General features: G+C 69.5%; 19 protein-coding genes. 7 read left to right on the plus strand and 12 right to left on the minus strand.

Going from position 1 to position 25,822, the window contains the following annotated elements; translation table 11 throughout:
* Positions 1-76 precede the first annotated feature (76 nt).
* Positions 77-2,041 carry a putative bifunctional diguanylate cyclase/phosphodiesterase gene (locus GEMRO_RS28435; RefSeq protein WP_051328839.1) on the plus strand — a complete coding sequence of 655 codons (1,965 nt, stop codon included), beginning with the start codon at positions 77-79 and terminating at the stop codon, positions 2,039-2,041.
* Positions 2,042-2,044: 3 nt separating this feature from the next.
* On the opposite strand, the gene GEMRO_RS0108140 is transcribed toward GEMRO_RS28435, so the two are convergent.
* The gene (locus tag GEMRO_RS0108140) at positions 2,045-3,421 is read right to left on the minus strand and encodes an ABC1 kinase family protein (RefSeq protein ID WP_027133588.1); all 1,377 of its coding nucleotides are present in this window, start codon (positions 3,419-3,421) and stop codon (positions 2,045-2,047) included.
* Positions 3,405-5,243 (minus strand): M3 family oligoendopeptidase, encoded by a 1,839-nt coding sequence (locus tag GEMRO_RS0108145; protein ID WP_051328840.1) that lies wholly within the window; start codon positions 5,241-5,243, stop codon positions 3,405-3,407. Before GEMRO_RS0108145 ends, GEMRO_RS0108140 begins: the two co-directional genes overlap by 17 nt.
* A gap of 115 nt (positions 5,244-5,358) precedes the next feature.
* Here GEMRO_RS0108145 and GEMRO_RS0108150 point away from each other — a divergent pair, with 115 nt between their 5' ends.
* A complete protein-coding gene (locus GEMRO_RS0108150; protein ID WP_027133590.1) occupies positions 5,359-7,134 on the plus strand; it encodes an AMP-dependent synthetase/ligase in 1,776 nt (591 codons plus the stop codon).
* On the opposite strand, the gene GEMRO_RS28440 is transcribed toward GEMRO_RS0108150, so the two are convergent.
* On the minus strand, positions 7,128-7,559 hold the full coding sequence (locus GEMRO_RS28440) for a hypothetical protein (protein ID WP_051328841.1): 432 nt from the start codon (positions 7,557-7,559) through the stop codon (positions 7,128-7,130). The two genes, GEMRO_RS0108150 and GEMRO_RS28440, sit on opposite strands and share 7 nt — an antisense overlap.
* Positions 7,560-7,673: 114 nt before the next feature.
* Here GEMRO_RS28440 and GEMRO_RS0108160 point away from each other — a divergent pair, with 114 nt between their 5' ends.
* Positions 7,674-8,477 (plus strand): helix-turn-helix transcriptional regulator, encoded by an 804-nt coding sequence (locus tag GEMRO_RS0108160; protein WP_205625121.1) that lies wholly within the window; start codon positions 7,674-7,676, stop codon positions 8,475-8,477.
* Here GEMRO_RS0108160 and GEMRO_RS0108165 read toward each other — a convergent pair.
* The 4 genes from GEMRO_RS0108165 to mnmG are packed head-to-tail and all read right to left on the minus strand — an operon-like array spanning position 8,474 to position 12,678.
* The gene (locus GEMRO_RS0108165) at positions 8,474-9,382 is read right to left on the minus strand and encodes a ParB/RepB/Spo0J family partition protein (protein ID WP_027133592.1); all 909 of its coding nucleotides are present in this window, start codon (positions 9,380-9,382) and stop codon (positions 8,474-8,476) included. The genes GEMRO_RS0108160 and GEMRO_RS0108165 overlap by 4 nt on opposite strands.
* Positions 9,379-10,197, minus strand: coding sequence for a ParA family protein (locus GEMRO_RS0108170; RefSeq protein WP_035484948.1), 819 nt, complete (start codon positions 10,195-10,197; stop codon positions 9,379-9,381). Before GEMRO_RS0108170 ends, GEMRO_RS0108165 begins: the two co-directional genes overlap by 4 nt.
* Positions 10,163-10,810 (minus strand): 16S rRNA (guanine(527)-N(7))-methyltransferase RsmG, encoded by a 648-nt coding sequence (gene rsmG, locus GEMRO_RS0108175; protein ID WP_240476629.1) that lies wholly within the window; start codon positions 10,808-10,810, stop codon positions 10,163-10,165. Before rsmG ends, GEMRO_RS0108170 begins: the two co-directional genes overlap by 35 nt.
* Positions 10,807-12,678 (minus strand): tRNA uridine-5-carboxymethylaminomethyl(34) synthesis enzyme MnmG, encoded by a 1,872-nt coding sequence (mnmG, locus tag GEMRO_RS0108180; RefSeq protein ID WP_027133595.1) that lies wholly within the window; start codon positions 12,676-12,678, stop codon positions 10,807-10,809. Before mnmG ends, rsmG begins: the two co-directional genes overlap by 4 nt.
* A 104-nt stretch (positions 12,679-12,782) precedes the next feature.
* Between mnmG and GEMRO_RS28445 the strand changes: the two genes are divergently transcribed.
* Positions 12,783-15,290, plus strand: a complete 2,508-nt coding sequence (locus GEMRO_RS28445) for a cation:proton antiporter (RefSeq protein WP_051328842.1) — start codon at positions 12,783-12,785, stop codon at positions 15,288-15,290.
* Between the two features lie 21 nt (positions 15,291-15,311).
* Here GEMRO_RS28445 and mnmE read toward each other — a convergent pair whose 3' ends face one another.
* Together mnmE and GEMRO_RS0108195 are read right to left on the minus strand one after the other, a co-directional pair.
* Entirely contained in the window at positions 15,312-16,634 is a 1,323-nt protein-coding gene (mnmE, locus tag GEMRO_RS0108190) for a tRNA uridine-5-carboxymethylaminomethyl(34) synthesis GTPase MnmE (protein WP_027133596.1), read from the minus strand.
* Entirely contained in the window at positions 16,631-16,900 is a 270-nt protein-coding gene (locus tag GEMRO_RS0108195) for a DUF6489 family protein (RefSeq protein ID WP_027133597.1), read from the minus strand. Before GEMRO_RS0108195 ends, mnmE begins: the two co-directional genes overlap by 4 nt.
* Positions 16,901-17,002: 102 nt before the next feature.
* On the opposite strand from GEMRO_RS0108195, the gene GEMRO_RS28450 reads away from it, so the two are divergent.
* Together GEMRO_RS28450 and GEMRO_RS0108205 are read left to right on the plus strand one after the other, a co-directional pair.
* A complete protein-coding gene (locus GEMRO_RS28450; protein ID WP_035484950.1) occupies positions 17,003-19,042 on the plus strand; it encodes a thioredoxin domain-containing protein in 2,040 nt (679 codons plus the stop codon).
* A gap of 35 nt (positions 19,043-19,077) precedes the next feature.
* Entirely contained in the window at positions 19,078-20,052 is a 975-nt protein-coding gene (locus GEMRO_RS0108205) for a quinone oxidoreductase family protein (protein WP_027133598.1), read from the plus strand.
* 40 nt (positions 20,053-20,092) lie between these two features.
* On the opposite strand, the gene GEMRO_RS0108210 is transcribed toward GEMRO_RS0108205, so the two are convergent.
* Together GEMRO_RS0108210 and GEMRO_RS0108215 are read right to left on the minus strand one after the other, a co-directional pair.
* Complete coding sequence (locus GEMRO_RS0108210) at positions 20,093-20,842, minus strand: sulfite exporter TauE/SafE family protein (protein WP_084506704.1); 750 nt, start codon at positions 20,840-20,842, stop codon at positions 20,093-20,095.
* A gap of 8 nt (positions 20,843-20,850) precedes the next feature.
* Positions 20,851-21,456, minus strand: a complete 606-nt coding sequence (locus GEMRO_RS0108215) for a hypothetical protein (protein WP_027133600.1) — start codon at positions 21,454-21,456, stop codon at positions 20,851-20,853.
* Positions 21,457-21,558: 102 nt separating this feature from the next.
* On the opposite strand from GEMRO_RS0108215, the gene GEMRO_RS28455 reads away from it, so the two are divergent.
* Positions 21,559-22,725 (plus strand): FAD-dependent monooxygenase, encoded by a 1,167-nt coding sequence (locus tag GEMRO_RS28455; protein WP_051328843.1) that lies wholly within the window; start codon positions 21,559-21,561, stop codon positions 22,723-22,725.
* 3 nt (positions 22,726-22,728) lie between these two features.
* On the opposite strand, the gene GEMRO_RS0108225 is transcribed toward GEMRO_RS28455, so the two are convergent.
* Positions 22,729-25,818 carry an efflux RND transporter permease subunit gene (locus tag GEMRO_RS0108225; protein WP_027133601.1) on the minus strand — a complete coding sequence of 1,030 codons (3,090 nt, stop codon included), beginning with the start codon at positions 25,816-25,818 and terminating at the stop codon, positions 22,729-22,731.
* Between the last annotated feature and the right edge of the window lie 4 nt (positions 25,819-25,822).

Here is a 25,822-nt window from a genome sequence, read left to right on the forward strand (position 1 = left end):
AAGTTGGACCCGGCGACGGCGACGATCCGCCCCAAGGATCGAGCCAGGAAGTCGACGCCATGCAAGCATCATCGGCATGAGAGGCAGCCGTCCCGGCATCACCTGCATCGCGGGGATGGGCGCGATCCTGCTGCTCGCCCAGGTGATGTCCGGCTTCCTTGCGGTTCCGGCGCGCGACGTCCCCAGAGAGACCGCCATCGGGCGCGTTGCACAGCCTGAATCCGGGATGGAATGGTGGGTGCTGGGCGCCACGGGCGCTGGAGGGCTGCTCTCGTGGGGACGGCGGCGGCGCCTGCACAGCGCCATCGACCTTCCCCACCAACCGGTCAAAGCACCTCTGGACGCCGAGCGCCGGACAGCCGAATTGCTGGGCCGGCATATCCGCAACACGCCTCTGGCGGTGGTCGAGCTGGACTACAGCCGCGGCCCGGTGGGGGTCATCAGCACGTGGAGCGGACAGGCCCAGCGGATCTTCGGCTGGACGGAACAGGAGGTGCTGGGCCGGAGCCTAGACGAGATCGGGCTGGTTCACGAGGCCGACCAGGCCCGACGCCATGCCGCCTATCAGGCGATCCGCGACGATGGCTTGAGCTCGGTGGAGCTGACGGCGCGTACCTGGACCCGCGACCGGCGGCTGCTCCACTGCACCGCCCACATCTCGGTGGCGCGGCGGCCGGACGGTGCCATCGACACCATCCTGATGTTCATCGAGGACGTCACCGCCCGCATCGCGATCCAGGCCGAGATCACCCATCTCGCCCACCATGATGCGTTGACCGGCCTGGCCAACCGGACCCTGTTCCACGACCGGCTTCGCCAGGCGCTCAACCGCGCACGCCGCGACAGCGACAAGGTCGCGCTGATGCTGATCGACGTGGACAGCTTCAAGCAGGTCAACGACACGCACGGCCATGCCTGTGGCGACGCGCTGCTGCTCGACATCGCGCAGAAGCTCTCCTCCACCGTCCGCGAGACCGATTCACCGGCGCGCCTGGGGGGCGACGAGTTCGCGCTGGTCCAGGTGGGGATCAGCCATGATTCCGCCGCCCAGCTCCTGGCGAACCGCCTGATCGCCGTCCTGGCGCAGCCCTTCTACTGGGAAGGACTGCTAGTGGAGCGGTCCTGCAGCATCGGGGTCGCGATCTTTCCCGGCCATGGCGGCAGCGACGAGGCGCTGCTGCGGGCGGCGGACGTGGCTCTCTACCGGGCCAAGGCTGCCGGCCGGAACCGCTTCGTGGTCTACAGCAAGGAGCTGGACGAGGACCTCACCCGCAACCGCAGCCTGCAGGCGAAGCTGGCGGCCGCGCTGGAGCGTCGGGAACTCGAGCTGGTCTACCAGCCGATCCTGTCCCTGCCGCAAGGCGAGGTGCTGGCCATGGAGGCGCTGTGCCGCTGGCGCGGCGCCGACGGCAGCTGGATCCCGCCCTCGTCGTTCCTTCCCCTTGCGGAGAGCTGCGGCCTGATCAAGCACCTGGGCGAGTGGGTGCTGCGGACCGCCTGCGCCCAGGGAGTTGCCTGGGCAGCTGCCGGCCGGCCTCTCGTGGTGGCGGTGAACCTGTCCCTGCCTGAGCTGCTCCGTCCGGACCTGGTCCCCCTGGTCCGGGAAGCCTTGGACGAGAGCGGTCTGGCGCCCGGCCTGCTGCAGCTGGAGCTGACCGAGCGGGTCATCGGCAATCCGGCGCGTGCGGCGTTCGTGAACCGGCTCCACGACCTCTCCGCCCTGGGGGTCCGGATCGCCATCGACGATTTCGGCACCGGCCACTTCCCGCTGGCCGAGCTGGCGTCCTTCCCGTTCGACCTGCTCAAGATCGACGCGGCGATGGCGGACGAAGGCGATCGGGCCGGACGGCCGGGAGGCATTGCCCAGGGGATCGTCCGGCTGGCCGACAGCCTGGGCAAGCAGGTCGTGGCGGAGAAGGTCGAGACCGGCAAGCAACTCGACCGCCTCGCCGCCATCGGCTGCCACGCCGCCCAAGGCTTTTTCCTCCACCCGCCCCTGCCACCCGGGGACGTGCCATTTAGGCCGGTGGCGGCGGTCTGAGGCTCACACCGGGTCGGCGTTCAGTCCCTGGAGCCCGGCGATCGCCATCGCCTCGTCCTGCCGCTTGGCCAGCGCCGCCTCGTCGAAATCCTCGATCAGGTCGACGAACAGCCGGTACCAGTTGATGTTGGCCTTGAGGTGCATGAACACCGAGCCCAGCCCCACCGCGGCCCGGTCCATGAAAACGAACTCGCGCGGCGGGGTGACGCCGCCGGTGTCGCGCAGCTTCTGGTGGACCTTCTGGGCAACCTCCCGGCCGTACTGGCCGCTGTTGGTCTGCTGGATCAGGCGCGGCTCGTCCTTCATCAGCGGCGAGTACAGGAAGCCCGCCCATTCGTTCAGCACGTCGATGGTGGCGTTGGAGAGGCCACGGAAGCCCCAGCGTTCATAGGCCGACACCGCCAGATCCCGGTCGCCGCGCACCAGCGCCCAGTACAGGTCGATCACGCCCTTCACGAAGGTGGGCGGGAAGACCCGGACGCAGCCGAAATCGAGCAGGTTGACGCCGTGGTCCTCGCGGACCGTGTAGTTGCCGGGGTGCGGGTCGCCGTGGATGACCCCGGTCCGATAGAACGGAATGTACCAGGCCCGGAACATCGCCACCGCGATCTCGTTGCGCACCTCCTGGTCGGCGTCGCGGAACTCCATGAGCGGCCGGCCGGTCAGCCAGTTCATGGTGAGCAGACGGCGGGTCGACAGCTCCGGGATCACCTCGGGCACCGAGACCTTGGCCTGGTCCTTGAGGATATGGGCGTAGAGCTTGATGTGGCGGGCTTCCCGCTCGTAGTCGACCTCTTCGCGCAACCGGTCGGCGATCTCGTCGTAGATCCGGCTGGTGTCGATCGCCTTGTCCCAGCGCCGGTACACGGCGAACAGGATCTTGAGCTGGGCGAGGTCGGCGTCGACCGCCGATTCGATGCTCGGATATTGCAGCTTGCAGGCGAGGCTGCGGCCATCGTCCAGCGTCGCCCGGTGCACCTGGCCGAGCGAAGCGGCCGCCGCCGCATCCAGGTCGAACTCGGCAAAGCGGCTGCGCCAGTCGGGCCCGAGCTCGCTGGCCATCCGCCGGCGCACGAACGGCTTGCCCATCGGCGGCGCCGAGGCCTGCAGCTTGGCCAGTTCCTCCGCATATTCCGGGGGCAGGGCGTCGGGAATGGTCGCCAGCATCTGGGCGACCTTCATCAAGGGGCCCTTCAGCCCGCCCAGCGCGGCGCGCAGGTCGTTGGCGCCCGCCGTGCGATCCTGGCTGCGGCTCAGGAACCGGTTGCTGGCGATGCGGGCCGCCTGGCCCGCCACCGAGCTGCCGACCTGGGCGTAGCGGGCAACCCGCCCCCCCAGGCTGTTCTCCGAGCGCTGCTCGGGCTTAAGCTGCTTGCTCATCGGCGATACCCGCCTCTTTCAGTTCCGTCGCGAGTTCGTCGATGAACCGCTCGAGCACGCCCAGCCCCTTGGTCCAGAAGTCGGGGTCGGTGGCATCCAGGCCGAACGGTGCCAGAAGCTCCTGGTGGCGCAACGTCCCGCCAGCCGCGAGCAGTTCCAGATATTTCGGCTCGAAGCCATCCGGATTCTGCGCATAGACCGCGTAGAGGGAGTTCACCAGGCAATCGCCGAACGCATAGGCGTACACATAGAACGGCACATGGATGAAGTGAGGGATATAGGACCAGAAAGTCCGATAATCTTCACGGAACCGAAAGGCCGGCCCCAGGCTCTCGGTCTGCACGTCCATCCAGATCTTGCACAGCTCCGGCGGCGTCAGTTCAGCCTTGCGGCGCGCGTCGTGGACCCGGCGCTCGAACTCGACGAAGGCGATCTGCCGGACCACCGTGTTGAGCATGTCCTCGATCTTGCCGGCCAGCAGCACCCGGCGCTCGGCGGGATCCTTGGTGGCATCGAGGAGTGCCCGGAAGGTCAGCTGCTCGCCGAACACCGAGGCGGTCTCGGCCAGCGTCAGGGGCGTGCTCGCCATCAGGGGCCCGTGCTTCGCAGCCAGCACCTGATGGACCCCATGGCCTAGTTCATGCGCCAGGGTCATGACGTCGCGCGCCCGGCCCTGGTAGTTCATCAGGACGTAGGGATGCACCGAGCTGGTGGTCGGATGGCAGAAGGCGCCGCTGTCCTTGCCGGGCCGCAGCTGCGCGTCGATCCAGTTCTTCTCGAAGAACTGTTCCAGGATCTCCGCCAGCTTCGGCGAGAAGCGCCCATAGGCGTCGACCACCACCTCCCGGGCCTTGTTCCAGGGCAGCCGCGCCTCGGATTCCTCCGGCAGGGGCGCGTTGCGGTCCCAATGCTCCAGGTGATCCAGGCCGAGCCACCTGGCCTTGAGCGCGTAGTAGCGGTGCGAGAGCTTCGGATAGTTCGCCTGCACCGCCGAGATCAGCGCGTCGACGACCTCGTCCTCGACATGGTTGGCGAGGTTGCGCGAGCTGATCGGTCGCTCGAACTTGCGCCACTCGTCCTCGATCTGCTTGTCCTTGGCCAGCGTGTTGGTGATCCGGGCGAACAGCTTCAGGTTCTTGGCCAGCACGTTGCCGATCGCCGTCGCCGCCTTCTCGCGGACCGCCCGGTCCTTCGACGACATCTTGTCGAAGATCTCCTGGCTGGTCAGGTCCTGGCCGTCGTACGGAAAGCGCAGGCCGGCCATGGTCTCGTCGAACAGGCGGTTCCAGGCGGCCCGGCCGGTGACATGCTTCTCCAGCAGGACCTTCTCGACCGCATCGTCCAGCTGATGCTCGCGCCAGGCGCGGGTGTCGCGCAGCCAGGGGCGGAAGCGGGCCAGGCGGGCCGAGGCCTCGATCTTTCCCTGAAGATCGGCTTCCTCGATCCGGTTGACCTCCAGCGTCACGAACAGGGTGGTCGAGGAAACGGCGGTGATCTGCTCCTGGATGCCCTGGTAGAACCGGCCGATCTCGGCATCGTCCCGGTCGGCGGCGAACAGCAGCGAGGCGAACGCGCCAAGGCGCCCCAGCCGGTCGTCCAGCGCCTCGTAGGCTTCGAGCAGGTCGGCCAGCTCGTCGCCCGAGAGGCTGTTCACCCGGCCCCGCCAGGTCGTCGCGATCCGCTCGGCCTCCTTGTGGCACGCCGTCAGGTCTGCCTCGACCTGCGGGTCGGTCCGGCTGGGATAAAGGTCGCGGAGGTCCCAAGCCGGTCCCTGCTGCTCGGCCGGCAGGCCTGCCGCCGCCGCGGTTTCACTGTCCCTCAACCGATCCACATGAATAGACACCACACCGGTTCTCCCTTACGCGCGTCATGGAAATATGGGAGCGGCCCGGCGAGATTCATCGTCCGGAAGCACGTGACAACCGGGAGGCAGGCGCATGACGGAGCTCGGCAGAAGTCTCGTCGAGATGTTCCAGCGGACCGTGCAGCGCAAAGGCGACGCGCCGTTCCTCTGGTCCAAGCAGTCCGGCATCTACCAGCCGATCTCGTATCGCGAGGTCGCCATGGACGTGCAGCATCTGGCCCGGGCCCTGGCCCAGCTCGGCCTGGAACCGGGCGACCGGGTGGTCCTGGTCTCGGAGAACCGGCCGGAATGGTGCATCGCCGACCTTGCGATCATGAGTGCGGGCGGGATCACCGTCCCGGCCTACACCACCGCCACCGTGGACGACCACGCCTACCTGCTGGCGCATAGCGGCGCCAAGCTGGTGATCTGCTCCGGCCGGTCCTTGGCCAAGCGCCTGCTGCCGGCCATCGAGCAGACCGAGAAGGCCGCGAAGACCGTCCTGTTCATGGAGCCGCTGGACGAGGTGGGCGCCCTGCCGGTCTCGGCGTTCACGTGGAAGGACGCCCTGGCGCTGGGGATGCGCGCCGCGCCGCTGCCGGACCGTCCGCCCGCGGAGCCGGACGACATCGCCTGCCTGATCTACACCAGCGGGACCGGCGGGCGGCCCAAGGGGGTCATGCTGACCCACCGCAACATCATGGCCAATGTCGAGGGCGCCCGGGCGCTTCTTGCCACGATCGGCCTGGGCGACGAGGTGTTCCTGTCGTTCCTGCCGCTGTCCCACAGCTACGAGCACACGGCCGGCCAGTTCTTCCCGATCGCCCTGGGCGCCGAGATCTACTACGCGGAAGGAACCGAGACGATCCGCACCAACCTGCTGGAGGCGCGGCCGACCATCCTGACCTGCGTGCCCCGCCTCTACGAGGTGCTGCGCCAGCGGATCAGTTCGGAAGTGCAGCGCCAGGGCGGCGTGAAGGCGAAGCTGTTCGCGAAGACGCTGGAGCTTGGCCGGAAGAAGTACCAGGACGGCCGGCTCGGCATGGTCGACATGGTGCTGGACCGGATCCTCGACCGGCTGGTGCGCGACAAGGTCCGCGCCCGGTTCGGCGGCCGGCTGAAGGCGATGGTCAGTGGCGGGGCGCCGCTGAACCAGGATGTCGGGATGTTCTTCCATGCGCTGGGCCTGCCGATGCTGCAGGGCTACGGCCAGACCGAGGCCTCGCCGGTGATCGCGGTCAACCCGCCCGGCAAGGTGCGGCTCGACACGGTCGGCCCGCCGCTGGAGGGCGTTCGGATCGAGATCGCGCCGGACGGCGAGATCCTCGTTGCCGGCAACATGGTGATGAAGGGCTACTGGCAGGACGAGGCGGCGAGTCAGGCGGCCCTGCGCGACGGCTGGCTGCACACCGGCGATGTCGGGCAGCTCGACCCAGACGGCTATCTGAAGATCACCGACCGCAAGAAGGACATCATCGTGGTGTCGGGCGGCGACAATGTCAGTCCGCAGCGCGTCGAGGGCATTCTCGGCCTGCAGCCGGAGATCGGCCAGGTGGTCGTCTATGGCGATGGCCGGCCATACCTGGTGGCCCTGATCGTTCCCGAGCCCGAGTTCGTCAAGCGCTTCGCCAAGGAGCGCGGCAAGCCCGCCGAGCTGGCGGTGCTGGTGAAGGATGACGAGTTCCGCCAGGCGGTCGCCGAAGGCGTCGGCCGGGCCAACCGGGAATTGTCGGCCATCGAGCGGATCCGGCGCTGGCACCTGCTGCACGAGCCGTTCACCACCGAGAACAGCCTGATGACCCCCAGCCTCAAGCTGCGGCGCTCGCTGATCTACGCCAAGTTCGAATCACAAATCTCCGACCTCTACTGACCCTGCAGCGGGCTGCCCCAGGCTTGGCCCGCGATCCGTGGGGAACGGCGCAGCCCCATCTGCAGCAGTTCGCCGAAAGCCAGGGCGATCCATGCCTCGGCGCAGATCACCAGCGTGCCGAGCAGGTTGGGCAGCGACAAGCCCAGGGCCAGCAGCACGATGCTTGCGAACGCGAACAGCGCGTTGAAGCCGGTCAGCGCCCAGACCATGGAGCGGGGCAGGCAGGAGCGTCCGGACAGCCGGATGCACAGGGCGGAGATGCCCAGCAGGTAGACGCTGGCCGCTGCCAGCACGCCGGCCGGCAGGTCCAGGCGTTGCGAGAGGCCGGCACCGGCGAGCAAGGCCGCCAAACCCGCGACGCCGTTGCCCAGCGCCTGGACCTGCAGCGTCCGGCGCAGCAAGGTGGAGGGCCGGATCAGGATCATGGCGGGACTCCCTTGGAGAAACCGCGCCGAGCATTGCTCCGGACCTTGCGGGAATCGATTACCTCGGAGGTCATCGCCTGCCGGGGTCGCTGCCGCTAGAAGGGCGGCATGACCATGATCTCCATGCCCCGCCAGCCGGTGGGCGATCTCCTGCGCGGCTGGCGGCAGCGGCGCCGGCTGAGCCAGCTGGCGCTGGCGCTGGAAGCGGAAGTGTCGGCCCGGCATCTCTCCTTCCTGGAGACCGGCCGGGCGCAGCCCAGCCGCGACATGATCCTGCTGCTGGCGGAATGCCTGGAGGTGCCCCTGCGCGATCGCAACGTGCTGCTGGTGGCGGCCGGCTTCGCGCCGGCCTTTCCGGAGCGGCCGCTGGCCGACCCGGCGCTGGCCGAGGCGCGCCGGGTGATAGACACCATCCTGACCGGCCATGAGCCCCATCCGGCCCTGGCCCTGGACCGGCACTGGACGATCCAGGCTCACAACCGGGCGGTGGCACCGCTGCTGGAGGGCGTGTCGGAAGTGCTGCTTCGCCCGCCGGTCAACGCCCTGCGGCTATCGCTGCACCCGGACGGCCTGGCGCAACGAATCGTCAACCATGGCGAGTGGCGCGCCCATCTGCTGGCCCGCCTGCACCGCCAGGTCGAGCTCACCGCCGATCCGGTCCTGGCCACTCTGTTCGAGGAACTGGCCGCCTATCCCAGGCCGGAGCCTGGCGCGCGACGCGCCGCCGCCACTCCGGATGATCCGGGGATCGCGGTGCAGCTTCATCTGGCGACCCGGCACGGCCCGCTGGCCTTCGTCAGCACCACCACGGTGTTCGGCACGCCCATCGACGTGACCCTGTCGGAGCTGGCGCTGGAGACCTTCTTCCCGGCCGACGCCGCCACCATCGCGGTGATGCGCCGGCTGGTCGAGGCCTAGCCTTCCTCGCTGCCCACCAGGTTCAGGAACCGGTCGAGCTGGTCCAGGGTGCGCCAGCGCACCACCAGCTCGCCGCCATCCTTCTTCTGCCGGATCGCGATCGGCAGGCCGAACCGGCGCGACAGCCGCTCCTCGAACGCCTGGACGTCGGCATCCGGCGCCATCCGGCGCGTGGCCGCCTTGCCCGGAACATCCGCTGCCTGGCGCCGGACCAATTCCTCGGTCTGCCGGACGTTCAGCCCCTCGTCGACCACGGTCTGGGCGAGCTTGGCCGGGTCCTGGGCGCCGAGCAGCGCCCGGGCGTGGCCAGCGGTGAGCTTGTCGTCCTCGAGGAGCCGAGCAACCGCCGGGGGCAGGGCCAGCAGGCGGATGGTGTTGGCGACATGGCTGCGGCTGCGGCCGAGCACCGAGGCAATGTCCTCCTGGGTATGGCCGAACTCGTCGGTCAGCCGCCGGTAGGCATCGGCCTCTTCCAGTGGGGAGAGGTCCTTGCGCTGGACATTCTCGACCAGCGCGATCTCCAGGGTTTCTCGCTCGCCCAGTTCCCGGATGAGGACCGGCACCTCGTCCAGCCCGGCCCGCTGCGCCGCCCGCCAGCGCCGCTCGCCCGCCACGATCTCGTAGCCCTGATCGCCCTTGGGGCGGACCAGCAGAGGCTGGAGCAGGCCATGGCGGCGCATGGAATCGGCCAGCGATTCCAGCTCGTCCTCGTCGAAGCTGCGCCGGGGCTGGTGGGCAGAGGGCGTCAGCTGCTCGATCGGCACCACCCGGGAGCCCTTGGGCGTCGGCCGGGCCGCCTGCTCGTCGCCGTCGAAGATGGTGCCGGCATCCTCGCCCAGCAGGGCGGACAGCCCCATGCCGAGGCCGCGCCGGCGTACCGCCGGATGGTCAGGGTCGTGCTTCACCGCGCTGCTGCCATCATCCGTCGATCCCGTCGGAGTACCTCGCCGGCCAGATGCGCATAAGCCAGCGCCCCTGCCGAGCGGACATCATAGATCATGACCGGCTTGCCGTGCGAGGGGGCTTCGGAAATCCGCACGTTGCGCGGGATCACCGTCTCGTAGACCCGCTCGCCCATGAAGCTGCGCACGTCCTCGGCGACCTGCTCCGACAGATTGTTGCGCTTGTCGAACATGGTCAGCACGATCCCGTGCATCTGCAGGCGCGGGTTGAGGGTGCGCCGCACCCGCTCCACCGTCCGCAGCAGCATGCTCAGGCCTTCCAGGGCGAAGAACTCGCACTGCAGCGGCACGATCACCGCATGGGCCGCCACCAGGCCGTTCACCGTCAGCACGCCAAGGGAGGGAGGGCAGTCGATCAGCACATAGTCGAAGCGGTCCTCCAGGCGCAGCAGCGCGTCGCGCAGCCGGTAGCTGCGCTTGCCGTCATCGACCAGTTCCACCTCGGCGGCCGACAGGTCCACCGTGGAGGTGATGAGGGTGAGGCCCGGCACCGCCGTCTCGGTCAGCGCGTCGGCGATCGGGGCCTGTCCGGTGATCACTTCATACGCGGTCACCGTCCGCACCGAGCGATCCACGCCCAGGCCGGTCGAGGCATTGCCCTGCGGGTCGAAATCCACCACCAGCACGCGCTTGCCCGCCACCGCCAGCGCCGTGGCGAGGTTGATGGCCGTCGTGGTCTTGCCCACGCCGCCCTTCTGGTTGGCAACCGCGATGATCCGGGCCTTAGGCCCGCTCTTGAACTCGACGACCGTCGACACGTACGACCTCGCAGACGCGCAGGATATTGCCCCTCGGATCCGAAAGGCTCGGCAGGACGTCCTGCCTCATATGCCAGTGCCGCGCCGCGTCGGTCAATTCCGTAGGCAGGGCCTGACCCTTGGCGAACAGGGCGATTGTGTCGCCGTTCATGTGCGGTGCCGCCAGGTCGAGAAGCTTGCCCAGAGGCGCCAGCGCGCGGGCGGTCACCACGTCCAGCTTCGGCAGCCGCGCCTGCTCGATCCGCACTGCGTGGATCTCCACTTCGGTGCCGGTGATCCGCGCCGCCTCGCGCAGGAAGGCGACCTTGCGCTGGTCGCTCTCCACCAGATGCATCTGCCGCACGCCCATGATCGCCAGGATCATGCCCGGCACGCCGGGTCCGGTGCCGAGATCGGCCCATACCTCCGCCCCGTGCGCATGTCGGAGGATCTGCCCGCCGTCCAGGACATGGCGGCGCCACGGGTCCAGCAAGGTGCTGGCCGCCACCAGGTTGATCCGCTGCTGCCACAGCTCCAGCAGGTCCACCCACTGGCGGAGCCGGTCCAGCGTTTCACGTGAAACACCGAGCAGCGCGCCACACTCGTTCGGGCTCATCGGGCGCAGGGGCGTCATGCCGCCACTCCCTGGCCAGACCGCTCCGGCCGCTCGATGAACCGCAGGAGCCGCGCGGTGGCCGCCGGAGTGACGCCGGGGATCCGGGCGGCGGCCCCCAGGGAGCCGGGCCGGACCCGGGAGAGCACCGCCACCACTTCCGCGCTCAGCCCCGGGATCGCCGCGTAATCCAGTTCGGCCGGCAGGCTCAGCGCCTCCTGGGCACGGAAACGGCGCACCTCGGCATCCTGCCGCTCCAGATAGGTGGCGTAGCGCGCCTCGATCACCAGCTGCTCGACCACCGGGGCCGGCAGCTCTGCCAGCGCCGGCGCCAGTCCGTGAAGCTGCTCGATGGCGACCTCAGGCTGACGGAGCAGGTCGAAGCCGTTGCGGCGCCGGCCATCCGGGTTGACCCTGATCCCGTGGAGGACGGCCTGAGCCGGGCTGACCGCAATGCCACGCAACAGCGCCCGCCCCTGGTCGATGGCGCGCAGCTTCGCCCGATGGGCCGCGGCGCGGGCAAGGCCAACCACCCCCAGTTCCATTCCGGCCCCGGTCAAGCGCAGATCGGCGTTGTCGGCTCGCAGGCGCAGGCGGAACTCGCTACGGCTGGTGAACATCCGGTAGGGCTCGGTGACCCCGCGGGACACCAGGTCGTCGACCATCACCCCGATCATCGCCTGGCCCCGATCGAGCACGAAACCGGCGCCGCCGCCGGCTGTCAGACCTGCATTGATACCCGCCAGGATCCCCTGGCCGGCCGCTTCCTCATAGCCGGTGGTGCCGTTGATCTGCCCGGCCAGGAACAGGCCCGGCAGGCGCCGCACCGCCAGCCGCGGGTCCAGTTCGCGCGGGTCGACATGGTCATACTCGATCGCATAGCCAAACTGGGCGATCTCCGCCCGCTCCAGCCCATCGATCGAGCGGACCAGCGCGGTCTGCACCTCGCGCGGCAGCGCGGTCGAGATCCCGTTGGGATAAACCAGCGGATCATCGGCGCCTTCCGGCTCCAGGAAGATCTGGTGCCGGCTGCGGTCGACGAAGCGCACCACCTTGTCCTCGATCGACGGGCAGTAGCGCACGCCGCCGGCGGTGATCTGGCCGGAGAACACCGGGGAGCGGGCGAGATCCGCCTGGATCAGCGCATGGGTAGAGGGGTTGGTCCAGGTGATCCGGCAATCGACCTGCGGCCGGTCGATCGACCGGGTCAGGAACGACATCGGCGTCGGCGGCTGGTCGCCCGGCTGCTCCTGCAGCCTCGTCCAGTCGATGCTGTCGCGGCGCAGCCGGGGCGGCGTTCCGGTCTTGAGGCGGCCCATCGCCATCCCGGTCGCCGCCAGGCGCTCCGCCAGCCGGACCGCGGGGTTCTCGCCGAGCCTGCCGGCGGGACGGCGCTCGTCGCCCAGATGGATCTCGCCGCGCAGGAAGGTGCCGGTGGTCAGGACCACCGCTCCCGCCTTCAGCTCTTGGCCATCGGCCAGGACCACGCCGCCAACCTGCCCCGAGCGGACGATCAGGTCGACCACCTCCGCTTCCAGCACCTGCAATCCAGCCTGCTCGGCCAGAAGGTCCTGCACCGCCCGCTCGTAAGCCTTGCGGTCGGCCTGGACCCGGGGCGCGCGCACCGCGGCACCCTTGTCGGCCGCCAGCATCCGGAACTGGATCCCGGCCCGGTCGATCGCGCGGCCCATGATGCCGTCCAGCGCATCGACCTCCCGGACCAGCTGGCCGCGTCCCAGCCCGCCGATCGCCGGGTTGCAGGACATCCGGCCGACCGCACCCGCCTGCTGCGTCAGCAACGCGGTGCGCGCACCCAGCCGCGCGGCGGCAGCGGCGGCTTCCACCCCGGCATGACCACCGCCGATCACGATCACGTCGAACTGGTCCATGAAATACCGACAATATTAGGGGAGAATCAGGCGCTTGACCCGGCAGGGCGCTTCAAAGGCAGGCCTTGAGCGTGATAGGCGAAGTTGCACCGCAGGGAAACCACATGTCCTCGATCGTGCTCGCTGTCCTGGCCATCGCAGCGCTGCTGGGTCTGTCCGCCTTCGTCCCGGTCCTGGCCGAGCGCCTGCGCCTGCCGGCCACCACTGTGCTGGCGCTGGGCGGGATCGCCATCGGCTCGGTCCTGTACCTGGCCGGCGGCGAGGTGGCCGCCACCCTGCCGACCCAGGTCTCCCACCTTCTCGGTGACCTGGCCGATCTGTCGATCCCGCCGGATACGCTCCTGCTGATCTTCCTGCCGGTGCTGCTGTTCGAAAGCTCGATCAGCCTGGACGCGCGGGCGCTGCGCGACGATGCAGTCCCGGTGCTGGCCATGGCGGTGCTGGCGGTCCTGGTCACCACGATCGTGGTGGGCGCCTCGCTCGACCCGTTCACCGTGGTGCCGCTGGCCGGCTGCCTGCTGCTGGGTGCCGTGGTCGCCACCACCGACCCGATCGCGGTGATCGGGGTGTTCCGGGAAGTGGGGGCGCCGCGGCGGCTGTCCGACCTGGTGGAAGGCGAGAGCCTGCTGAACGACGCCGCCGCGATCGCCCTGTTCGGCGCGTTCATCGATGCCCTGCGCGCCGGTGGCGACGGCGACCCGGTCAGCATCCTGCTGACCTTCGTGCGCGACTTCATCGGCGGAGGCCTGTTCGGCGTGCTGCTCGGGCGGCTGGGCGCCACTGTCCTGAACAAGCTCGACTCGACGGGTCCTGCGGAGATCACCCTGTCGCTGGCGCTCGCCTACATCGCCTACATCGTCGGCGAGCACGTGCTGAACATCTCGGGCGTGGTGGCCACCGTCGCGGCCGGGGTGGTGTTTGGCTATCTCGGTCGTCGGCGGGTCAGCGGCGGGGCCTGGGCCTCGATGCAGAAGGTCTGGACGCAGCTGGGCTTCTGGGCGGCCTCGCTGGTGTTCGTGCTGGCGGCGATGCTGATCCCAAAGGTGCTGGCCGAGTTCCGGTTGACCGACCTGCTCCTGCTGGTGATCCTGATCCTCGCGACCTTCACTGCGCGGATCTTCGTGCTCTACGCGGTGATTCCGCTGCTGACCATGGTCAAGCTGGCCAAGCCGATCCGGAGCGCCTACCGCGCGGTCATGCTGTGGGGCGGCCTGCGTGGCGCAGTCACTCTGGCCCTGGCCCTGGCAGTGTCCGAGTTCGACGGGATCTCCGAGGAGGTGCAGCACCTGGTCGAGGTGGTGGCAGTCTCCTACGTCCTGTTCACCCTGTTCGTGCAGGGCACCACCCTGCGCCCGCTGATCCACTGGCTGAAGCTCAACCAGCTGGGACCGCTGGAGCGGATGGTGCGCAACCGGGCGCTGGAGCTCAGCCAGTCCAACATGCTGGACCAGCTGCGCCTGGAGGCGGTCCGCCTGGGCATCGACCCGGAGACCTCGCCGGAGATCGACCGGCTCTACAAGGCGCGCCTAGCGACGCCACGCCGGGTGGCGCCGCTTGGCGACGACATGCTGGCCCAGCAGCTCTCCGCCGCGCTGTTCACCCTGACTCGCCGCGAGGCCGAGCTCTACGTGGCGGAGATCGGCCGGGGTCTGGTGGGCCGGCGGACCGCCTCGCAGCTGCTGGGCAACACCGACCGGCTGCAGGACGCGCTGCAGACCGATGGCGCCCGGGGCTACCGCTCGGTAGCCAAGCGCCTGACCCGGTTCGACACGCCGATGCGGATGGCTGCCTGGAGCCAGCGCACCTTCCGCTGGTCGACGCCGCTCGCCATGCAGCTGGCCGACCGGTTCGAGGTCATGCTGGTGAGCCGGAGGGTGCTGGCCGAGCTCGGCGAGTTCGCCAAGGACCGCCTGCCGATGCTGTTCGAGCCGCGCATCGCCGAGACCGCCCTGCACGTGCTGGAGGATCGCCAGGAGCTGACCGAGCGCAGCTTCGACGCGCTGGAACTGCAGTATCCCGAATATGCCGAGGCGCTGCGGGCCCGCTACATGGACCGGGCAGCGCTGCGGATGGAGGAGGAAGCCTACCAGCAGATGCTGCAGGAGCGGCTGATCACCCCGCCGGTCTATCGCGACCTGATGGAGGCGACCCGGCAGCGGGCCAAGCGCCTGGAACGGGCGCCCCGGCTGGACCTGCGCATGGATGTCCGCAACCTCCTGCGCGACCTGCCGCTGTTCAAGGACCTGGAGCCGGAGCAGCTCACCGCGATGAGCCGGCTGCTGCGGCCGCGCATGGCCCTGCCGCGCGAGCGGATCGTGCGGGTCGGCTCGATCGGGGACCGGATGTACTTCATCGCCAGCGGTGCGGTGGAGGTGATGCTCGACGAACCGGTCCGGCTAGGTACTGGCGACTTCTTCGGGGAACTGGGCCTGCTGACCCGGGAGCCGCGCCGCGCCGATGTGGTGGCGATGGGCTACTGCCACCTGCTCGAGCTGCATGCCGACGTGTTCGAGCGCTTCCTGGCCGCGGACCCCCAGGCCGCCGCTGCGATCCGGCGGATCGCCTCGGAGCGGCTGGGTGTCTGGCGCGAGCCGGCCGACGAGGTCGAGTGACGTTTCACGTGAAACGGCGCGTCACTTGCCGATGCAGAACCGGGCGAAGATCCGCCCGAGCACCTCATCCGGATTGTCGCCCAGCCCGGTGATCCGCGCCAGGGCCTGGGCAGCGCGGCGCAGCTCGTCGGCCAGCAGGACCGGCTCCTGCAGCGGCACCGCCGCCAGCGCCGCCTCGATCGCCACCAGCGCCTCCTGCGCCGCCGCCCGCGCCCGTGCATCCGCCGGCACCGCCGCCAGCTCCTCCGCGGCCCCGATCCCGAACCGGCCCGTGATCTGCGCCAGCAGTTGGTCGATGCCCTGACCGGTCCGGCAGGAGATTGCCAGCAGGCCCGCCGGCGCCTCGGCCAGGTCCGCCTTGTTCGCCACCCGCAGGCGGCGTTCCTCGGGCTCTGGCGGTAGCAGGGGCGCGTTCTGGCTGGCATCGACCAGCTCCAGCACCAGATCGGCGCCCTCGGCCTTCTCGCGCGCCCGCCGGATGCCCTCCCGCTCCACCGGGTCGTCGGTGTCGCGTAGTCCGGCCGTATCGATCAGGGTGACCGGCAGCCCGTCCAGGTCCAGTTCCACCTCGATCGGATCGCGGGTGGTGCCCGGCCGCTCGGTGACGATCGCCACCTCGCGCCCGGCCAGGAAATTGACCAGGCTGGACTTGCCGACATTCGGCGCTCCGACCACCGTCACCACCAGCCCCTGGCGCAGGCGCTCCGCCGCGGGCGCGCGCCGCAGTGCATCCCGCAGGGTGTCGGCAAGCTCGTGGAGAACCGGCACGGCCCTCTGCACCGCACCGCCCGCCACGTCCGCCTGGTCGGCAGCGAAATCGAGCTCCGCCTCGATGCCGGCGCGCAGGTCCAGGATCTGCCCGCACCAGGCCTGGACCTGCCGGCTGAGCGTGCCTTCCAGGCGCAACAGCGCGCTGCGCGCTGCCCTCGCCGTGCTGGCGTCGATCAGATCGCCCAGCCCGACCACTTCGGCCAGATCGAGCTTCCCGTTCAGGAAGGCGCGCCGAGTGAACTCGCCCGGCTCCGCCGGCCGCAGCCCTCGTAGGCCGCCCAGGGCGGCAGCCAGCATCCGCCGTACCCCTACGCCGCCATGATGCTGGATCTCGACCAGGTCCTCGCCGGTGAAGCTTCCAGGCCCTGGAAAGCGCAGCAGCAGGACCTGGTCGATCGGTTGACCGTCGGCCGGATCGCGCAGCCGCGCCAGGCTGGCCCGGCGCGCGGCCGGCAGCCGGGCGACGCCCAGGGCCTGCAGGACCGCATCGGCGCCCGGGCCGGATATCCGCAGCACCGCGACCGCGGAGCGCCCGGGCGGGGTCGCCCAGGCCCAGATCGTGCCGCTGCTCAGCTCTTGTCGCCCTTGGACGGGCTTGGCGGCTTCATGCCGGCAGCGGTCGCCATCATCTGGCCCCAGATGGTCTGCCACTGCTCCAGGCCCTTGGAGAGCGGCAGCCAGGTCTCCATCAACTGCTTGGTGTCGGTGGCGTTGATCGCGTCCGACAGCCGGTTCTCCAGCGTGTCCATCAAGCTCTTCTGCATCGGCGCCACGTCCGGCAGCCCCAGGAAGTGCCGCGCCTCTTCCGGGGTGCAATCGATATCAATGCTGACTTTCATTTCCGCCTCGCCCTTAGCGTGGAGCCGCCCCACATCCTTAGGACCATGGCGGCCGGTCGAAAACCTCCGCTCGTCCCGACCCCCTTCTCGCGGAGATGGTCCTTGGCCAACCTGCTACGCGATGCCACCAGCCCCTATCTCCTTCAGCACGCCGACAACCCGGTGCACTGGCGGGAGTGGAACGAAGCGAGCCTCGCCCTTGCACGCGAGCGCGACGTCCCGATCCTCCTGTCGGTGGGCTACGCCGCCTGCCACTGGTGCCATGTGATGGCCCATGAGAGCTTCGAGAACGAGGCGATCGCGCGGCTGATGAACGAGCATTTCGTGCCGATCAAGGTCGACCGCGAGGAGCGCCCGGACCTCGACCAGATCTACATGCATGCCCTGCATCTCCTGGGCGAGCAGGGCGGCTGGCCGCTCACCATGTTCCTGACCCCGGCCGGCGAACCGTTCTGGGGCGGCACCTATTTCCCGCCCGAGCCGCGCTATGGGCGGCCGTCCTTCACCCAGGTCCTGGAGCAGCTGTCCCGGATCTGGCGCGAGGACCGCGACCGGCTGCTGGGCAACCGCGACCAGCTGGTCACCGCGCTGGCGGAACTCGGCCGGCCGGCCGAGGGCGAGGGCGTGGCGCTGTCCCTGGTGGCCCGGACCGCCAAGGCCCTGGCCCAGCGGTTCGACACCATCCATGGCGGCCTGCAGGGCGCCCCGAAATTCCCGCAGGGGCCGATCCTCGACCTGCTGCGCCGGGTGGCGCTGGCCACCGGCGACCAGACCATCGAGCGCCGGCTGCTGCACACCCTGGCCCGCATCTCCCAGGGCGGGATCTACGACCATCTGGGCGGCGGCTATGCCCGCTACTCGGTGGATGCCTTCTGGCTGGTGCCGCATTTCGAGAAGATGCTCTACGACAATGCCCAGCTCCTGGGCCTGCTGGCCGAACTGCACCTGATCGAGCCGGACCCGCTGTTCCACGTGCGCGCTGACGAGACCGTGGAGTGGCTGAGCCGCGAGATGATGACCGAGGGAGCCTTCGCCGCGGCCCTGGACGCCGACAGCGAGGGCGAGGAAGGGAAGTTCTACTGCTGGGATGCCGCCGAGGTCGCGCAGGTCCTGGGGCCGGATTTCGAACGTTTTGCGCTGGCCTATGGCGTCACCGAGGCTGGCAACTGGGAAGGGCGCAACGTCCTCAACCGCCTGCACCAGCCGGGCCTCCTGCCGCCCGACGAGGAGGAGGCGCTGGCCCCCCTGCGCGCCAAGCTGCTGGAAGCGCGGGAACTGCGCCCGCGCCCGGCCCGCGACGACAAGATGCTGGCCGACTGGAACGGGCTGATGATCCAGGGCCTGGCGCGGGCCGGCGTGGTGTTCGACGAGCCGGACTGGCTGGCGCTGGCGGCCAGCGCCTGGCAGGCCGCCATGGCCAGGCTCGGCACGCCGGCAGGGGGCGTGCGCCATGCGTGGCGCGCCGGCCGCCGCCTGGAACTGGGCCTGCTGGACGACCATGCGCAGATGGCGCGGGCCGCCCTGGCCTTGTACGAGGCAAGCGCCGAGCCGGTCTGGCTGGAGCGGGCGATCGCCATCCTGGAGGCCGCGGAGCAGGACTTCGCCGATCCGGCCGGCGGCTACCGGCTGACCGCGAGCGGCGCCACCGACCTGCTGGTCCGGCCGAAGACCGCCTATGACGGTCCGACCCCGGCGGCGCTGGCGACCTTCCTGGAATGCCTGGCGATCACCCATGTCCTGGATGGCCGCCCGCAATGGCGGGAACGGGCCGACCGCCTGGTGCGCTCGGTGGCGGGCGAGGTGAACCGGCAGCCGGCCGGCCATGCCGCCTTCCTGGCTGCGGTCATGGCGCTGGAGGCGCCGGTCCAGGTCGCGCTGGTGGGCAGTCCAACGACCAGCCTGGAGCCGCTGCGCCGGGTGGCCCTGACCACGGCCCTGCCGCACCGCACCGTCCAGCAGGTCGCCGACGGCGAGGGCCTGCCGCCGCATCATCCGGCCCATGGCAAGGGCATGGTCGACGGGCGGCCCACCGCCTATGTCTGCGTCGCCGCCACCTGCACCCCGCCGATCACCGAGGCGGCCGGACTGGCCGAGGCCCTGGCCGCAGCCGCCTTGCGCGTCGGCGCGATGGGCGGCAACTGAGAAACACACGAACGAACCCGAGAAGGACAGGGTGGATGGCGACCAGAATCCTGATGCGCGCGACCGGCGGGCCCGAGGTGCTCAAGACCGACAGCTACGAGCCAGGCCGGCCCGGCCCCGGCGAGGTGCTGGTCCGGCACAAGGCGGTCGGGCTGAACTTCATCGACTGCTACTTCCGCTCGGGCCTCTATCCCACGCCCCTGCCCTACACGCCGGGCTTCGAGGCATCCGGCCTGGTGGAAGCGGTCGGCGACGGCGTGACCGAGCTGAAGCCCGGCCAGCGGGTCGCCTACGGCACTGGCCCGGCCGGCGCCTATTGCGACCTGCGGGTGATGCCGGTCGCCACCCTGGTGCCGATCCCGGAGACCATCGACGACGATTCTGCCTGCGCCATGATGCTGAAAGGCATGACCGCGCAGTACCTGCTCCGGCAGACCTTCAAGGTGCAGGCCGGCCAGACCATCCTGATCCATGCCGCGGCCGGCGGCGTCGGCCTGCTGGTCTGTCAGTGGGCCAAGCATCTGGGCGCCACCGTGATCGGCACGGTCTCCTCGGAGGAGAAGGCGGCGCTTGCCAAGGCCCATGGCTGCGACCACCCGATCATCTACACCCGCGACGACTTCGTGGGCGCGGTCAAGGAGCTGACCGGCGGCAAGGGCGTCGACGTCGTCTACGACTCGGTCGGCAAGGACACGTTCCTGAAGTCCATGGACTGCCTGCGGAAGCTCGGGATGCTGGTCACCTTCGGCCAGTCCTCCGGCAAGATCGAGCCGTTCGACACCGCATTGCTGGCCCAGAAGGGCTCCCTGTTCCTGACCCGGCCGACCCTGTTCACCTATGTCGCCACCCGCGACGAGCTGCTGGCCTGCGCCAACGACCTGATCGAGGTTGTGGGAAGCGGTGCGGTGAAGGTCAAGGTCGACCAGAAATACCAGCTGGCCGATGCGGCCCAGGCCCATCGCGACCTGGAGAGCCGCAAGACCACCGGCTGCACCCTGCTGGTTCCCTGACGGGTCCGGCCGGCCGGGAGCGTCCTGGCCGGCCGGCGCCTCAGGTGACGCCGTCCCAGAGCAGCTTCAGGCCGGTCAGCAGCACAAAGCCCACGCACAGCGGATAGAACCAGCGGTCGCTGACCCGGTGGTGCAGCCAGACCCCGCCCACCATCGCCAGGGCCGCCACCGGCAGCATCCACAGGATCGTCTCGACGATCGTGGCGTCGAACAGGCCGATCGCGAAATAGGGCGGCAGCTTGGCAAGGTTGATGCCGGCGAACAGGATGGTCATCGTGCCGACGAACACGGTCTTGTTGAGCTTCAGCGGCACCAGATAGAGGTTGGCCGGCGGCCCGCCGGCATGGGCGATCGTGCTGGTGAAGCCGGCGGCAGTGCCCAGGATCGCTCCCGAGACGGTGCCGGGCTTCCTGCCGGTCCCGGTCCGGGCGGCCGGGCGCAGGAACCAGTCCAGGGCGAACAGCACCGAGATCGCGCCCAGGATGATCCGCACCGTGTCATCGGACAGCCAGCCGAACGCCAGGGTGCCGAGCACGATCCCGACCAGGGCGCCCGGCAGCAGCGCCAGCACCGCGCGCCCGCTCCAATGGTGGCGGTAGGCCCAGACCCCGATGGCATCCATCAGGACCAGGAGCGGGAGCATGATCGCCGCGGCATGGGCCGGCGCCATCACCAGGCTCATCAGCGGCACCGACACCATGCCGAGGCCGCCGCCGAACCCGCCCTTGCTGAGCGCGCTGATGGTCACGCCGGTCATCACCAGCGCCCAGTAGAGGATCGTGTGGTCCAAGGTCGGGCTCACATCCCCGACAGGTTCTTGAGCGCGTCGACCTTCCAGGCCTGCGTCATCTCCTCCAGGACCTGACTGTTCTCCAGGCCCTGCGCCTGGAGCTGCAGCATGATCCGGCCGCCCACGATCAAGGTCGCCTCGCCGCTGTCGCCGCCTTCCTCGAACTGCACCATGGCGTTGTCACGCCCGACCCGCACCCGCTTGGCCCCGGGCGTCGCCGCCATCATCGCCGGGTTGTTCAGCATGGCGGCCAGGCCCTGGATCATCGGGTTGTCGACCGAGATCGTCGCCTCGATCGTGCCGCTGCCGTTGTCCTCCTGATAGGTGCGCGCCACCGAGGTGCCGCCGCCGAACATCGCCATCGCGGCGCTGTTGTCCTCGGTGCTTTCCTCGAACGACCAGCCGGCCGGCGCCGGCGGAAAGCCTTCTCGGTACTTCTCGGCAAGCTGCGACCGGATGTCCTGGATCGCGAACTGAAGCTCGCTGATCGCTCCGGCGAGATCACCTTCTTCGTAGTACTGCTTGCCTAGGTCGAGCTGATCGGTGACCTGATCGGCGGACGCAGGCAGCGAGGCAGCGCACAACAAGGCGCCGGTGAGAGCGAAGACGCGCATGGTTTCTACCAGAATGACCCTGACCGGATCCGAGCTTAGACCGCTGTCCGGCGCCCCGTCGAGCGGCGGGCGTTTCCATGGTCCAGCCGCGGGAGCCGCCTCATGACCAGCTCGTGCGACATCATGGTGGTAGGCGGCGGCCATGCCGGCCTGCTCACCGCCATCGCCCTGCACGATTGCGGCCTCCAGGTGCAGGTGGTCGATCCGATGCCGGCGGCCGCCATTCGAGACGCCCCGGCGGATGGCCGCGCCCTGGCGCTGCTGGCCGGCAGCATCGCCCATCTGGAGAAGCTCGGCCTGTGGGACGAGCTGGCTCCTTATGGCGCGCCCATCCGCAAGGTCGAGGTGCTGGACGTCGGCAGCGCCGCCAAGGTCGGGTATCGCGAAGAGGATGCGCCGGCGCGCGGGCCGTTCGGCCAGGGGTTCGAGAACCGGGTCCTGCGCCGGATCCTGCTCGACCAGTTCCTGGAGCGCGCCGGCAAGGGCGGGCTGGTCACGGACCGGGTCCAGGCAATCTCCCGCGACGGCGACCGGATCAGCGTGCGCACCGAGACCGGCGAGAGCCTGGCGGCCCGGCTGCTGATCGGCGCGGATGGCCGCGGCTCCAAGGTGCGCAGCCTCGCCCGGATCGGGCTGCGTCGCTGGACCTACGGACATACGGCACTAGGCTTCATCGTCCGTCATACCACCGACAATGGCGGTGCCGTCCTGGAGCGGATGCGCCGGGGCGGACCGCTGGCGACCCTGCCCCTGCGTTCCGATCGCACCGGGATCACCTGGGTGGAGACCGACGAGCGCGCCCGGCAGCTCGCCGCCGGCCCCTCCGAAGCCCTGCTGGCCGAGCTGGCGGAGGCCCTGGACGATGCGCTGGGCAGGATGGAGCTCGACAGCCCGGTCGGCACCTGGCCCTTGTCCGGGCAGCATGCCGACCGCTACGTGGCGCCGCGCCTGGCGCTGGTCGGCGACGCCGCCCATGGGGTCCATCCGATCCACGCGCAGGGTTTCAACATGGGCGTGGCCGACGTGGCGTCGCTCGTGGGGCTGGTGCGCCGCCACAAGGGGGATCCGGGCTCGCCCGACGTCCTGCGCGCCTATGAGCGGGACCGGCGTGGCCCCAACACGCGCTCGATCTGGTTGACCGACGGGCTGGCCCGGCTGTTCTCCAACGAGCTGGTGCCAGTCGCGCAGGCCAGGGGTGCTGCCCTTACCCTGCTCGACCGCCTCACGCCCCTGCGCCGCCTCGCAATCCGGCGCGGGATGGGCGGCTGATCGTCACTCCGCCGGCTGCGGGTGGACGGCCTGCGGCTCGGCATGGCTCGGCCGGTGGCGGCGCGAGAGCAGCGTGTAGGCGACCGGCACCACGAACAGGGTGAAGAAGGTGCCGAGCGTCAGTCCGCCCACGATCACCCAGCCGATCGCCTGGCGGCTCTCCGCCCCAGCACCCTCCGCCAGGGCCAGCGGCACCGAGCCCAGCACCATGGCGCCGGTGGTCATCAGGATCGGGCGCAGGCGCAGCACCGACGCCTCCACCACCGCGTCCCGCAGCTCCCTGCCCCGCTCGCGCAGCTGGTTGGTGAACTCCACGATCAGGATGCCGTGCTTGGTGATCAGGCCCACCAGCGTCACCAGCCCGATCTGGCTGTAGACGTTGATCGAGCCGCCGGTGAGCTTGAGCGCCAGCAGCGCCCCGGTCATCGACAGGGGCACGGTGAGCATGATCACGAACGGGTCGATCCAGCTCTCGAACTGCGCCGCCAGCACCAGATAGATGAACGCCAGGGCGAGCAGGAAGGTCACGTACAGCCCGCCGGTCGCCTCGCGGAACTCGCGGGTCTCGCCGCTCAGGTCGTAGATCACCGTCTGCGGGATCCGCCCCTCGTCCTGCAGGCGCTCGAACGTGGCCTCCAGGAAGTCCAGCGCCTGCCCGGTGGTGAAGCCCGGCGCCAGGGTCGCGGTGATCGAGGCCGAGCGCAGCTTGTTGAAGTGGTTGAGCTCCTTGGGCGCCACCGTCTCCTGGCTGGTCACCAGGCTGGCCAGCGGGATCATCTGGCCGGAGCCGCCGCGCACGTAGATCTGCTCGAGGTCGCGCCGCGAGCTGCGGTCGGCGTCCTCGACCTGCACCACCACCTCGTACTGCTTGCCCTCGCGCTTGAACCGGGTGACCTGCCGGCCGCCCAGCATGGTTTCCACGGTGCGCCCGATCGTGTCGACGTCCAGGCCCATCAGGGCCGCCTTCTCGCGGTCGATCTCGAACTTGATCTGCGGCTTGTTGAGCTTAAGGTCGCTGTCGACGTTCACCAGGCGCGGCTCCTCCGCCTGGATCGCGCCGAGCATGGCCGTCACCGCCTCCTGCAGCACCTCATAGGGGCTGGAAGTCTGCAGCACGAACTCGATCGGCTTGTCGATCGGGCTCTGCCCAAGCGAGGGCGGGTTCACCGCGAACGCCAGCAGGGCCGGGATGCCGAACAGCTTCGGCCCCATGCCGGCCGCGATCTCCTGCTGGCTGACCGGCCGCTCCTCCCAGTCGACCAGGCCGACGAAACCCAGCCCCTGGGTCACCGCCGGGAACCCCACCACGGTGAAGAACCGGTCCATGTAGTCGGTACCGGAAAAGATCTTCTCCATCTCGCGCACGTAGCGGTCGGTGAAGTCGACCGTGCTGCCCTCGGGCGCGATGCCGATCGAGATGATGGTGCCGCGGTCCTCGCTGGGCGACAGCTCGGACGGCAGGGCGCGCAGGAGGAACCAGGCGGAGCCCGCCACCAGCAGGCCCGACAGGATCACCGCCGCCGGCACGGTCAGCACGAAGCGCAGGCTGCGCCGGTAGCCGTTGGTAAGCCCGACCAGCGCCCGCTCGATGACGCGGTACAGGACGTTGTGGCGCTCCTGGTGCTTGAGCAGCAGCGAGCACATCATCGGCGACAGGGTCAGGGCGATGAACCCGGACACCAGCACCGCGCAGGCCAGGCTCAGCGCGAACTCGATGAACAGCCGGCCGGTGCGCCCGGTCTGGAAGGCGATCGGCGCGTACACGGCCACCAGGGTGATCGTCATCGCGATGATCGCGAACTGGATCTCCTTGGCCCCCACCAGGGCCGCCTGGAACGGCTTCATGCCGTCCTCGACATGCCGGCTGATGTTCTCCAGCATCACGATGGCGTCGTCGACCACCAGGCCCACCGCCAGCACGAGGGCCAGGAGGGTCAGCGTGTTGATGGAGAAATCGAGCGCCCACATGAAGATGAAGGCGCCCACCAGCGAGACCGGGATCGTCACGATCGGCACCAGCGTCGCCCGGAAGCTGCGCAGGAACACGAAGATCACGATCACCACCAGGACGATCGCCTCGCCGATCGCCTCGAACACGTTGTCGATCGAGGTCGCGATGAAGATCGAGCTGTCGTAGGCGACATCGACCTTCATGCCGAGCGGCAGCGCCGTCTCGATCTGCGGCAGCGCCTTCTTGACCTCGGTGCTGACGTCGAGCGGGTTGGCGGTGGACTGCTTGATCACCCCGATCGCGACCGCCGGATTGCCGTTGAACCGGGCGATGATCCGCTCGTCGAGCGCGCCGATCTCGGCCCGGCCCACGTCCTTCAGCCGCACGAGATAGCCGCCGGTGTCGCGGATGATCAGGTCGTTGAACTGCTCAGGGGTGCGCAGGTCGGTCTCGGAGAGCACGGTGAACTCGCGGTCCAGCCCCTCGATCCGCCCGGCCGGCACCTCGACGTTCTGCTGGCGCAGGGCGGCTTCCACGTCCTGCGGGGTCAGGTTGAACGCGGCCAGGCGCAGCCGGTCCAGCCAGATCCGCATCGCCTGCTCGCGCTCGCCATAGATCTGGATCTCGGCCACGCCTGGCAGGTTCTGCAGCCGGTCCTTGACCACCCGGTCGGCGAAGTCGGTGACCTCCATGGCGTTGTGCCGGTCGGAGGCGAACGCCAGGTACATCACCGGCTGGCTGTCTGCCTCGACCTTGGCGATCACCGGCTCGTCGACCTCGTCGGGCAGGACGTCGCGCGCCCGGCCGACCCGGTCGCGCACGTCCGCGGCCGCGGCATCCGGGTCGCGGTTGATTCGGAAGCGGATGTTGACCTGGGATTCCTCGGGCCGGCTGATCGAGGTCATCACGTCGATGCCCTCGATCCCGGCCAGGCTCTCCTCCAGGGTGCGGGTGACCTGGCTCTCGATGATCTCCGAGGAGGCGCCCTTGTAGGTGGTCGATACCGAGACCACCGGCTCGTCGATCTTGGGGTACTCGCGCACGGTCAGGCGCGAATAGGCCATGAGGCCGATCAGCAGGATCACCAGGCTCATCACTGTGGCGAACACCGGCCGGCGGATCGAGATGTCGGACAGCGACATGACC

The sequence above is a fragment of the Geminicoccus roseus DSM 18922 genome, assembly GCF_000427665.1.
GTDB classification, from domain to species: domain Bacteria; phylum Pseudomonadota; class Alphaproteobacteria; order Geminicoccales; family Geminicoccaceae; genus Geminicoccus; species Geminicoccus roseus.

Bases quoted from the DNA above. Each gene is read 5' to 3' on its own strand.
- GEMRO_RS28435 (WP_051328839.1), top strand. From the start codon at position 77: ATGAGAGGCAGCCGTCCCGGCATCACCTGCATCGCGGGGATGGGCGCG.
- GEMRO_RS0108140 (WP_027133588.1), bottom strand. From the start codon at position 3,421: ATGAGCAAGCAGCTTAAGCCCGAGCAGCGCTCGGAGAACAGCCTGGGG.
- GEMRO_RS0108150 (WP_027133590.1), top strand. From the start codon at position 5,359: ATGACGGAGCTCGGCAGAAGTCTCGTCGAGATGTTCCAGCGGACCGTG.
- GEMRO_RS28440 (WP_051328841.1), bottom strand. From the start codon at position 7,559: ATGATCCTGATCCGGCCCTCCACCTTGCTGCGCCGGACGCTGCAGGTC.
- GEMRO_RS0108160 (WP_205625121.1), top strand. From the start codon at position 7,674: ATGATCTCCATGCCCCGCCAGCCGGTGGGCGATCTCCTGCGCGGCTGG.
- rsmG (WP_240476629.1), bottom strand. From the start codon at position 10,810: ATGACGCCCCTGCGCCCGATGAGCCCGAACGAGTGTGGCGCGCTGCTC.
- mnmG (WP_027133595.1), bottom strand. From the start codon at position 12,678: ATGGACCAGTTCGACGTGATCGTGATCGGCGGTGGTCATGCCGGGGTG.
- GEMRO_RS28445 (WP_051328842.1), top strand. From the start codon at position 12,783: ATGTCCTCGATCGTGCTCGCTGTCCTGGCCATCGCAGCGCTGCTGGGT.
- GEMRO_RS0108195 (WP_027133597.1), bottom strand. From the start codon at position 16,900: ATGAAAGTCAGCATTGATATCGATTGCACCCCGGAAGAGGCGCGGCAC.
- GEMRO_RS0108205 (WP_027133598.1), top strand. From the start codon at position 19,078: ATGGCGACCAGAATCCTGATGCGCGCGACCGGCGGGCCCGAGGTGCTC.
- GEMRO_RS0108215 (WP_027133600.1), bottom strand. From the start codon at position 21,456: ATGCGCGTCTTCGCTCTCACCGGCGCCTTGTTGTGCGCTGCCTCGCTG.
- GEMRO_RS28455 (WP_051328843.1), top strand. From the start codon at position 21,559: ATGACCAGCTCGTGCGACATCATGGTGGTAGGCGGCGGCCATGCCGGC.
- GEMRO_RS0108225 (WP_027133601.1), bottom strand. From the start codon at position 25,818: ATGTCGCTGTCCGACATCTCGATCCGCCGGCCGGTGTTCGCCACAGTG.